Consider the following 9,647-nt stretch of genomic DNA (forward strand, 5'->3'; position numbering starts at 1 on the left):
GCTGCTGGGCGGCTACGGGTACACGCGCGAGTTCCCGGTGGAGCGGATGATGCGCGACGCCAAGATCACCCAGATCTACGAGGGCACCAACCAGATCCAGCGCATGGTCATCGCCCGCCAGCTCCTCCGCTGACCGGCAGCCGGACCTCGAACAGCGCGCCGCCCTCGGGGGCCTCGCCGACGGTGATGCCCCCGCCGTGCGCCACCACGACGTCCCTGACGATGGCCAGGCCCAGACCCGACCCGCCCTCGTCCCGGCTGCGGGCGTCGTCCAGCCGCACGAACCGCTCGAAGATGCGGCCGCGGTCGGCGGGCGGCACGCCCGGGCCGTCGTCGGCGACCTGGATCACCGCCTGGCCCGCATCCTCGCGCAGCGACAGCCGGACGACCTCGTCCGCGTGCCGGCCGGCGTTGTCGAGGAGGTTCCCGACGACCCGCGAAAGCTGCCGCGGCACGCCGGTGACCTGGGGATCCGCCTCGACCGACGACCGCGGGGGCATCCGGCCGCTGGCCGCGCGGTGCGCCACCTCGTCCCGGACGAGCCGGCCGAGCGCCACGGTCTCCAGCGGGGGGCGCTCCCCGGCGTCGATGCGGGCGAGGAGGAGCAGGTCGGCGGCCAGGTGCTGGAGCCGGACGACGTCCTCGACGAGCCCGTCCATGTCGAGCAGCTCCGGATGCGCCGCGGCGACCTCCAGCTGCGTGCGCAGCGAGGCGATCGGGCTGCGCAGCTCGTGCGAGGCGTCCGCGACGAACCCGCGCTGCCGCGCCGCCGACTCCTCCAGCCGGGCGAGCGTCTCGTTCGTCGTGGCCGCCAGGTCGGCGATCTCGTCTCCCGAGTCCGGGACCGGCACCCGCCGGAAGAGGTCCCCGGCCGCGGTGATCTCGGCCAGCTCCGCGCGCACGGCCTCCACCGGGCGGAGCGCGCGCCGCGTGACCAGCCACGTCACGCCCGCGACCACGGCCAGCAGCAGCGGCAGGCCCGCGAGCATCGCCCGGGTCGCGGTGCCGACCGCGTCCCGCGTCCCGGCCAGGTCCGATCCGGCGTGCACGGTGACGGTCTCGTCCCGCGGCGTGGTCGCCTCCACCGCCGCGAACCGGTAGTCGGCGCTGCTCCCGTCGACGGTCGCGCTGCCGGTGGAGAACCCGGGGTCGTCGTCGGAGACCTCACCCGGGCCGAGGTCGTCGTCCTTGTTGTCGTCATCGTCATCGTCGTCGCCGGGCTCCGCCGAGGGCGAGGCGGGGCGCACGTCGGGGGAACCGGTCCCGCTGATCGCCTCCAGGTCCTCGCTGGCCGCCACCACCCGGCCGTCCTCGTCGACGACCTGTACCGGGTGCTCCTTCCCGTCCGGCAGGTCGAGGTCGGCGAAGCGGGTGCCGGAAGCGAGCTGCGACGCGACGTTCCGCGCCGCCACCTCCGCCTCCAGGTCGGTCTGCCCGGAGAGGTTCGCGCGCAGCAGCAGCACGACCGCGAGCCCCGCCGCGATGAGGGCGCCGGCCACGACGGCGGTCGCGCCCAGGGTCGTCCGCGCCCGGACCGACGACAGGCGCCCGGCCACTCAGGCGCCCCCGTCCCGCGCCAGCCGGTACCCCGCCCCGCGCACCGTCGTGATCGACTTGCGCCCGAACGGGACGTCGAGCTTGCGGCGCAGCGCGCTCACGTACACCTCGACGATGTTGGGGTCGCCCTCGTAGGCGAAGTCCCAGACGGCATCGAGGATCTGCGACTTCGACACCACCAGGCCCGCGTTGGACGCCAGGTGCTCCAGCACGGCGAACTCCTTGGCGGTCAGCTCCACCTCCACGTCCCCCCGGTGCACCCGCCGCGCCGCCGGGTCGACGGTGAGGTCGCCGAGCACGATGGTCGGCGCCGCGCCGCGCGTCCGGCGGCGCAGCAGCGCGCGGACGCGGGCGACCAGCACGACGTAGGAGAACGGCTTGGTCAGGTAGTCGTCGGCGCCGGTGTCCAGGCCCTCGGCCTCGTCGTACTCGCCGTCCTTGGCGGTCAGCATCAGGATCGGCGTCTCGTCGCCCCTCGCCCGCAGCTCCGCGCACACCCGGTAGCCGTTCATGCCGGGCAGCATGATGTCCAGGATGACGAGGTCGAACCCGCCGCCGAGCGCCTGCTGGAGTCCCTCGGCGCCGTCGTGGACGGTCTCGACCGCGAACCCCTCCGCCGTCAGCCCCCGCGCGAGGGACAGGGCCAGGCGTTTCTCGTCCTCCACGATGAGCAGGCGCATCCTCACAGGGTGCCAGGCGCATCCTGAAGACGGCTTCAGGTTGCTTCAGGAGCGCTACAGGTACAAAGAGCAATGTGGAGGTCGAAGGGGGCGGGCCGGAGCACCGGCCCGGATGCGACTTCTGGAGGTAGGGGTTCGATGGGTATCGACGTGCGGCGCATGTTCACGGGGCGCGGGCTGCTCGTGACGGTCGTGGCGGCGGGTGTGCTGGCCGGCGGGGGCGCCACGGCGGTCGCCGCCGCGAGCGGCGGCGGCGAGCAGGGCGCCGTCCCGCCCCCCGCGGATGCGGCGATCGCGGCGACGCCGTCCGGGCAGCCGTCCGACGACGGCGCCGGCAGCGGGCGGGCCGCCGAGGCCGTCACGGCCGAGCAGGCCGCCGCCGCTGCGCTCAAGGCGGTGTCCGGCAAGGTCGCGGAGATCGACCTCGACGACGGCGTCTGGGAGGTCGAGGTGCTCGCCGGGAACGGCAAGTGGCGCGATCTGACCGTCGACGCCGGCAGCGGCAAGGTCCTGTCCAACCGCGCGGACGACGACGATGATGACGACCGTGACGAGGCCGCGGCGCTGCGCAAGGCCAAGGTCGGCGCGTCGGAGGCCGCCAGGGTCGCGCTGCGGTCCGCGCCGGGCACCGTGACCTCGGTGGAGTTCGACGAGGACGACGGCAGGGCCGTCTGGGAGGTCGAGATCACCGGGCAGGACGGCAACGAGCGCGAGCTCGAAGTGAACGCCGCCAACTCCAAGGTCGTGTTCGACCACGATGACGACGACGACCGTGATGACGACCGGGACGATGACTGACCGGTCCGCGGCCGATCGCTGAGGCGTCCGCTCCCAGAAGACCGTCGGTCCTCCACGTGAGGACTGGCGGTCTTCGCGCTGGGCAGTATCGGCGTGAGGGAGGGTGCGTATGGTCCACGACAGACCGGGCCCTTTGGTCGACACGAGCGTCCCGCACGTCGCGCGCATCTGGAACTACTGGCTGGGCGGAGTGGACAACTTCCCGGTGGACCGGGAGGTCGGCGACCAGATCATCGGGATGCTGCCGGACGTGGCGCGCCTGGCCCGCGCCAGCCGCCTGTACCTCAACCGCGTCGTGTGGCATCTGGCGGCCGAGGCGGGCGTCCGCCAGTTCATCGACATCGGGACGGGCCTGCCCACGGTGGACAACACCCACGAGGTCGCCCAGCGCGCGGCACCCGAATCGAGGATCGTCTACGTCGACCACGATCCCCTCGTGCTGGAGCACGCGAGATCGCTGCTCACCAGCACGCCCCAGGGGCGCACCGTCTACCTCCACGCCGACATGCGCGACCCCGGTCGCATCCTGGAGGCCGCGGCCGAGACGCTGGACTTCGGCGACCCCGTCGCCCTGACGATGATGGGCGTGCTGGAGTTCATCCCCGACGATGCCGAGGCGTACGCGATCGTGCGGCGGCTCCTGGACGCGGTGCCCTCCGGGAGCTATTTCGCGATGTACGACGGGACGAACGTCGTCCACGGCGAGGCGTCCGACCGGATCGTGGAGGTGTGGAACGCCTCGGGCGACACCCCGCTCGTGCTGCGGACGCCGGAGCAGATCGAGCGGTTCTTCGACGGCCTCGAGCTCCTCGAACCGGGCGTGGTACCGGTGACGCACTGGCGCCCGGCCGCCCCCGGTGAGCCGGAGGCCGTGGACGCGTTCGGCGGCTTGGGCCGCAAGCCCTGACCCGCCGGCCCGCATTGACATGCAGCCATCTGGCTGCCTAACCTTTTAGGCATCCAGATGGCTGCATGTTGGGACGGTGCATGGACGAGGTCTTCAAGGCGCTGGCCGACCCGAGCCGGCGCCGCCTGCTGGACAGTCTGAACACCCGCAACGGGCAGACCCTCAGGGAACTGTGCGCCGGGCTGGACATGGCCCGGCAGTCGGTGAGCAAGCACCTCGCGGTCCTGGAGGCCGCGCACCTCGTGACGACGGCGCGCCGCGGCCGCGAGAAGCTCCACTACCTCAACGCCGCCCCCATCAACGCCATCGCCGACCGCTGGATCAGCCGGTACGACCGCGAGCGCGCGCGTGCCCTGGCCGACCTGAAGACCGCATTGGAGCAGAGCCCGATGTCCGCAAGCGACACGACGGCCGAAGGCCGGTTCGTCTACACGACCTACATCAAGACCACGCCGGAGCGCCTCTGGCAGGCGCTGACCGATCCGGCGTTCACCCGGCGCTACTGGGGCGTCGCGTTCGAGTCGGACTGGAAGCCCGGCTCCACGGTCACCTGGCACGAGGAGGCCGCGACGATGGCCGACCCGGAGCAGGTCGTCCTGGAGGCCGAGCCAGGCCGCCGCCTCTCCTACACCTGGCACACGTTCACGCCGGAGTGGGCCAAGGCCGTCGGTGTGGACGAGGAGACCCGCGCCAGGCTCCTCACCGAGCCGCGCTCGAAGGTCACCTTCGAGATCGAGCCGGTGGGGGAGACGGTCAAGCTGACCGTCGTGCACGAGGCGGGCGACGTGCTCCTCGGCATGTCGCGCGAGGGCTGGCCGGCCATTGTGTCCGGCCTCAAGACCCTTCTGGAGACCGGCGAGCCCCTTCCCGAACCCGCCGCCTGAACCGGGGTCCCGCCTGGGGCGGCTAGATCAGCATGCCGCTGCTGCCGCCGCCGGACTCCTCCTCGCCGTCCGTGGTGTGCTCGAGTTCGGCGTACTCGTCGTCGGGCCAGAGCGCGTCGGCGAGGAAGGCCAGGTACTCCTCGTCGCCGGGGTCGAGCTCCGCGGTCATCGACTCGGGATGGACGGGCGGGGCGTCGTCCGCCGGCGGGGCGCGGTCCGGTCCTGGCGCCATGGGACGGAGCAGGTTCGGCAGGCAGAGGCCGAGCAGGGCGGCCAGAGACACGAGAACCAGCGCCGTGATCACGCCACACCGTCCTTTCGCGGTCGAGTTCAACACGATTCTTGCGTACGTCGCAAAACAGTTGAACGTTATCGGGGTGACCGGACGGATGCGGGGACGACATGCGGCCGCCGGTGACAAAGGCCCGGTGACGATGGCCCGTGCCAATGGACCGGTGGCGTGCCGTCCGGGCGCGCCCGCGCGTGGACCGGCGGGCTCGTCCCCAGGTGCCTCGTACTGCGGTCCCTCTCCAGGCTGGCGTGATATGCGCGCGGGAGTACCGCGACACGCGGGCGGGAGGGCAAGCGGGCGGTGGAGGGCGGGAGGAAGGCCCGCCGCGACCACGGGAAGGGCGCCGCCGCATCCCGGCCGCGGCCGGGGAAGGCGGCGCCTGGTGGCGGGGAGCGGTGCAGCGCGCGCAGCCGGGCGGGTGCGGTGAGACCCGGCGGCCAGGCGGTGGTGCTCAGACGCTGCTGATCAAGCGGTGCTGATCAAGCGGTGCTGATCAAGCGGTGCTGATCAAGCGGTGCTGATCAAGCGGTGCTGATCAAGCGGTGCTGATCAGGCGGTGGCGATGTGGCGGTGCGGGGCGACGGCCCGGCCGTCGGGGAGCAGCTCACCGGTGTCGTCGAACACGACGATGCCGTTGCAGAGCAGGCTCCAGCCCTGTTCCGGGTGGTGCGCGACGGTGCGCGCGGCCTCGCGGTCGAGCGCGTCGGGCTTCGGACAGGCCGGCTCGTGGGTGCAGATCGAGTGGTGTTGAGCGGTCACGGAGTTCCTCCAGGGCGTCCCTGTGATTAAGGACATAGATGCAGCCTGCCGTCGCTCGTCCGAAATATGCAAGTCAATGAGGAATTCTTTACTGTTCGGTACGTGTGAAGTCGGACAAGACCGGGCAACTCGCCACATTCAGTGCAGGCGTCCGTCCGGTTCGTCACCGTGGTCGACGTCCAGGCCGACCACGGAGGTGCAGCCCGTGCAGACCCACTCCCCGATGACCGCCTCCGAGTTGGCGCCGTGGGTGCGGTACGGCCGGTCGACCCGCCTGCGCCGCATCCCGTGCCCGCAGGACGAGTGCAGGAGCCGCCCGCACGAGGGGCAGGGCCACACGTCCGCCCGGCGCAGGTTGCAATGGGGGCACAGCGGCGACAGGTAGTGCGCGCCCGGATCGGGGAGATCCAGCTCCTCCAGCCACTCGTGCTCCAGGTCGAGGTACTCGTCGCCTGGCCAGTGGTAGTCGGCCAGCCAGGCGAGGTACTCCTCGTCCCCGGGCCCCAGGACGGCCGTCAGGGACTCGGGGTGCTCCTTCTCCGGGCGGTGTCGGCGCCTGCCGTGCCGCGCGGTGGCCAGGAGCGTGAGCAGGCCGAGGAGCGCGGCCGCGGCCAGGCCAGTCGCCATGGGCATCGCGGCGTCCTTACATGATCTTGCTGGCGGGAAATCCGATCATGAATGCACTTCACAAAACCCTGCGAACGCTACAAGAAAGGCTGTTAACCGAAAAGTCGCTCAAAAAGATTCTTTACCGGGATGAGGTGCGCTCCGGTGTCCGAAACCGGGTCCGACAGTGTCCGCAAACCGCTTGCCTGCCTGGGGTTTCGGAGCTTCCGGACCCTCCCGCGCGGCCGGTCGGAGAGGGCGCGGGGTTCACTCTCCGCTGAATCGGCGCCCTCACTCCTTCCGGCCCATGACGGCCGCCATCTGGGTGTGGAGAGGGTGCTCCAGCGGCCCCGCCGGCCCGTCCGGCCGCCATTCGGTGACGTGCGCCACACCGGGTTCGAGGATGGTCAGCCCAGCCATGAACCGCTCGATCTCCGAGGAGTGCCGGAAGTAGGACCCGCCCAGCCCCGACTGGAGGATGCGCTTGGCCTCCTCGACGCGCGGGTCGTCGCCCGAGTCGTGCAGGTGGGTGAGCATCACGTGGCTGCCGGTCGCCAGGAACGGCAGGAGCCCCCGGACGACTCCCGCGGGGTCCCGGTCGTCCGGCACGTGGTGGATGATCGCCGCCAGGACGATGCCCACGGGCCGCGACAGGTCGAGGAGGGCCGCCAGCGCCGGATCGGTGAAGATCTTCTCCGGCTCGTACAGGTCGCCCTGGATGAACGTCGCTACGCCCGTCTCGGTGAGCAGCGCCCGCCCGTGCGCCAGGACGATCGGGTCGTTGTCGACGTAGACGACCCGCGCGTGCGGGTTGGCGGCGCGCGCGAACTGGTGCACGTTCGACGAGGTGGGCAGCCCGGACCCGATGTCGACGAACTGGTCGATGCCGAGTTCGGCGGCCATGTACGTCACCGCGCGCTCGATCGCGACACGGTTGCCCTTGGCCACCACCGGGGCCTCCGGCACGAGCTGCAGGACCATGTCGGCCACCTCGCGGTCGGCGGCGAAGTTGTCCTTGCCGCCGAGGAAGTAGTCGTAGACGCGCGCGAACGTCGGCGTGGAGGGGTCGATGCCGGGAGGCGCCTTATCGGGGAGGTCGTCGGCCACGCGGACATCTCCTTCCTGGGCTCGGCCCGCGGCGGCGCTGCGCACGGGGGGCGGGGGCCTCCAAGCGTAGGCCCGTCCGCCCTGGCGGGGAGGATCTTTCCCCATCCCGGCCTCCCCGGGGGTGCGGTTTTCCGCAGGGCCGACGTGTGGAACGCGGCCACCGGGGTAGGCGGTGTTCTCCATGGTGACGAGGACGGGCCGATTCTTAGCGTTGCAGACATGATCGAGACGACGTACGCCGCGGCGGCGTCCGGAGGCGGTCCCGACGGGGGCGTCGCGGGCTGGCTGACCGACCTGATGGAGAAGCTCGGCGCGCCCGGGGCGGGACTGGCGGTCGCGCTGGAGAACCTCTTCCCGCCGCTGCCGAGCGAGCTGATCCTCCCGCTGGCCGGGTTCACGGCCGCGCAGGGCGGGATGAGCCTGACGGGCGCCCTCCTGTGGACGACGTTCGGGAGCGTCGCCGGGGCCCTGGTCCTCTACTGGATCGGGGCGGCGGTCGGGCGGGACCGGGTCCGCCAGCTCGTCGACCGGATGCCGCTGCTCAAGCTCGACGACCTGGACCGGACGGAGGCGTGGTTCGCCCGGCACGGCACCAAGGCGGTGTTCTTCGGCCGGATGATCCCGGTCTTCCGCAGCCTGATCTCCGTCCCGGCCGGGGTGGAGCGCATGCGGATGACGCAGTTCCTGCTCTACACGACGCTCGGCAGCGCCTTGTGGAACACGGTGTTCGTCCTGGCCGGATACCTGCTCGGCGACAACTGGCAGACGGTCGAGACGTACATGGGGATGTACTCCAAGGCCGTGCTCGCGGCATTCGTCCTGGCCGTGGCGGTGTTCGTCGCCGTCCGCGTCCGGAAGGCGCGGCGAGGCCGGCGCGAGGGCAAGGGCCGCCGGGAGCGCGAGGACGGGCAGCCGGCCGACGAGGAGCCCGAGCCGGGCACTAGAGAATACGAGCGTGGCCGCTCCTCCTGACATGCGCGCTGGCATGCGCGGTCCGCGTGCCGCGGCGCGGGCCGTGGTGGGTCTGGCGCTGGGCGCCCTCACCGCCGGCGTCGAGCTGTTCCTGCTGGTGCTGTCGGCGCTCCTGATGGCCTACTCGCTCGCCTTCTCCCGGGGGCAGCGGACGGTCCCGGCGGTCGTCGCGGACGCCGCGCAGGCCGCGACCGAACTGGAGCGGTGGCGGCTCCGCAGGTTCCTCGGCGAGGAGGGAGCGGCCGACCACGGGCCGCTGAAGGCGCTGGCCTACCTCGTCCTCCGCGTCCCGGTCGGCCTCCTCGGCGGAATCGTCCTGCTGCTGATCGTCTACGGGGCGGCGGGCGCCATCAGGCTGGCCGCGGGGTGGTGGATCACCGGCGACTACACGGACGGCATCCCGCCGCACTGGTGGATCGTCCTCTACACCGCCGTCGCCGGGCTCGTGCTGCTGTTCCTGGCCGTGCAGGGGCTCGTCGGGGTCGTGGCGCTGGAGAAGGCCGTCGCGCGGCGGTGCCTCGGCCCCAGCCCGCTGGAGGAGTACGAGCGCCGCATCGCGCAGCTGTCGGTGACCCGGGCGCAGGTGGTGGACGCGGTGGACGACGAGCGCCGCCGCATCGAGCGGGACCTGCACGACGGCGTCCAGCAGCGGCTGGTGGCGCTCGGCATGCTGATCGGCCGGGCGCGCCGCGCGGGCGACGGCGACCGGGCCGCCGAGCTGCTGCGGCAGGCGCACGAGGAGTCCCAGCGCGCCCTCGACGACCTGCGCGAGGTCGCCTGGCGCGTCTACCCGGCCGCGCTGGACGGGGAGGGGCTGCGGGCGGCGCTGGAGACGGTCGCCGAGCGGTCCCCGCTGCCCGTTGCGATCGGCTACGACGTGCCGGCCCGGCCACCGCACGCGGTGGAGACCGCCGCGTACTTCGTCGTCTGCGAGGCCGTCACCAACGCGGCGAAGCACTCCGGCGCCGGCCGGGTGGCGGTGGACGTCGCGGCGCCGCCGCCCCCGCCGGGGGACGCGCCGGGGAGCGCGTCGGGGAGAATGATCCGCGTGCGCGTGGAGGACGACGGGGCCGGGGGAGCCGACC

Annotated in this window: 12 protein-coding genes; 6 read left to right on the top strand and 6 right to left on the bottom strand. The window is 72.3% G+C overall.

The window, feature by feature from the left end; translation table 11 throughout:
• Nucleotides 1-133 (top strand): acyl-CoA dehydrogenase family protein (locus tag E1266_RS31675; RefSeq protein ID WP_279436366.1); only part of this gene is annotated, 133 nt, incomplete at its 5' end.
• On the opposite strand, the gene E1266_RS31680 is transcribed toward E1266_RS31675, so the two are convergent.
• Nucleotides 108-1,556 (bottom strand): HAMP domain-containing sensor histidine kinase, encoded by a 1,449-nt coding sequence (locus E1266_RS31680; RefSeq protein WP_243719127.1) that lies wholly within the window; start codon nucleotides 1,554-1,556, stop codon nucleotides 108-110. The genes E1266_RS31675 and E1266_RS31680 overlap by 26 nt on opposite strands.
• Nucleotides 1,557-2,237: a response regulator transcription factor gene (locus E1266_RS31685; protein ID WP_132053344.1), complete on the bottom strand. Its 681-nt coding sequence runs from the start codon at nucleotides 2,235-2,237 to the stop codon at nucleotides 1,557-1,559.
• Between the two features lie 138 nt (nucleotides 2,238-2,375).
• Here E1266_RS31685 and E1266_RS31690 point away from each other — a divergent pair, with 138 nt between their 5' ends.
• From E1266_RS31690 to E1266_RS31700, 3 genes are all read left to right on the top strand, one after another.
• Nucleotides 2,376-3,035 carry a PepSY domain-containing protein gene (locus E1266_RS31690; protein WP_207946032.1) on the top strand — a complete coding sequence of 220 codons (660 nt, stop codon included), beginning with the start codon at nucleotides 2,376-2,378 and terminating at the stop codon, nucleotides 3,033-3,035.
• 109 nt (nucleotides 3,036-3,144) lie between these two features.
• Nucleotides 3,145-3,942, top strand: coding sequence for an SAM-dependent methyltransferase (locus tag E1266_RS31695; protein ID WP_132053346.1), 798 nt, complete (start codon nucleotides 3,145-3,147; stop codon nucleotides 3,940-3,942).
• Between the two features lie 80 nt (nucleotides 3,943-4,022).
• Nucleotides 4,023-4,826 carry a metalloregulator ArsR/SmtB family transcription factor gene (locus E1266_RS31700; RefSeq protein ID WP_132053348.1) on the top strand — a complete coding sequence of 268 codons (804 nt, stop codon included), beginning with the start codon at nucleotides 4,023-4,025 and terminating at the stop codon, nucleotides 4,824-4,826.
• Nucleotides 4,827-4,848: 22 nt separating this feature from the next.
• On the opposite strand, the gene E1266_RS31705 is transcribed toward E1266_RS31700, so the two are convergent.
• The 4 genes from E1266_RS31705 to E1266_RS31720 all read right to left on the bottom strand — a co-directional run bounded on the left by E1266_RS31705 (nucleotide 4,849) and on the right by E1266_RS31720 (nucleotide 7,590).
• Complete coding sequence (locus tag E1266_RS31705) at nucleotides 4,849-5,130, bottom strand: hypothetical protein (RefSeq protein ID WP_132053350.1); 282 nt, start codon at nucleotides 5,128-5,130, stop codon at nucleotides 4,849-4,851.
• Nucleotides 5,131-5,667: 537 nt separating this feature from the next.
• Nucleotides 5,668-5,856 carry a DUF5999 family protein gene (locus E1266_RS31710; RefSeq protein ID WP_165966287.1) on the bottom strand — a complete coding sequence of 63 codons (189 nt, stop codon included), beginning with the start codon at nucleotides 5,854-5,856 and terminating at the stop codon, nucleotides 5,668-5,670.
• Between the two features lie 159 nt (nucleotides 5,857-6,015).
• The gene (locus tag E1266_RS31715) at nucleotides 6,016-6,510 is read right to left on the bottom strand and encodes a hypothetical protein (RefSeq protein ID WP_243719129.1); all 495 of its coding nucleotides are present in this window, start codon (nucleotides 6,508-6,510) and stop codon (nucleotides 6,016-6,018) included.
• A 264-nt stretch (nucleotides 6,511-6,774) separates the two neighbouring features.
• A complete protein-coding gene (locus E1266_RS31720) occupies nucleotides 6,775-7,590 on the bottom strand; it encodes an SAM-dependent methyltransferase (RefSeq protein ID WP_243719130.1) in 816 nt (271 codons plus the stop codon).
• A gap of 219 nt (nucleotides 7,591-7,809) precedes the next feature.
• On the opposite strand from E1266_RS31720, the gene E1266_RS31725 reads away from it, so the two are divergent.
• On the top strand, nucleotides 7,810-8,562 hold the full coding sequence (locus E1266_RS31725; protein ID WP_132053356.1) for a DedA family protein: 753 nt from the start codon (nucleotides 7,810-7,812) through the stop codon (nucleotides 8,560-8,562).
• A 13-nt stretch (nucleotides 8,563-8,575) separates the two neighbouring features.
• Nucleotides 8,576-9,647: histidine kinase (locus E1266_RS31730; protein WP_132053358.1), on the top strand; the 1,072-nt coding region annotated here is incomplete at its 3' end.

The organism is Actinomadura sp. 7K534, assembly GCF_004348575.1.
Classification (GTDB): domain Bacteria; phylum Actinomycetota; class Actinomycetes; order Streptosporangiales; family Streptosporangiaceae; genus Spirillospora; species Spirillospora livida.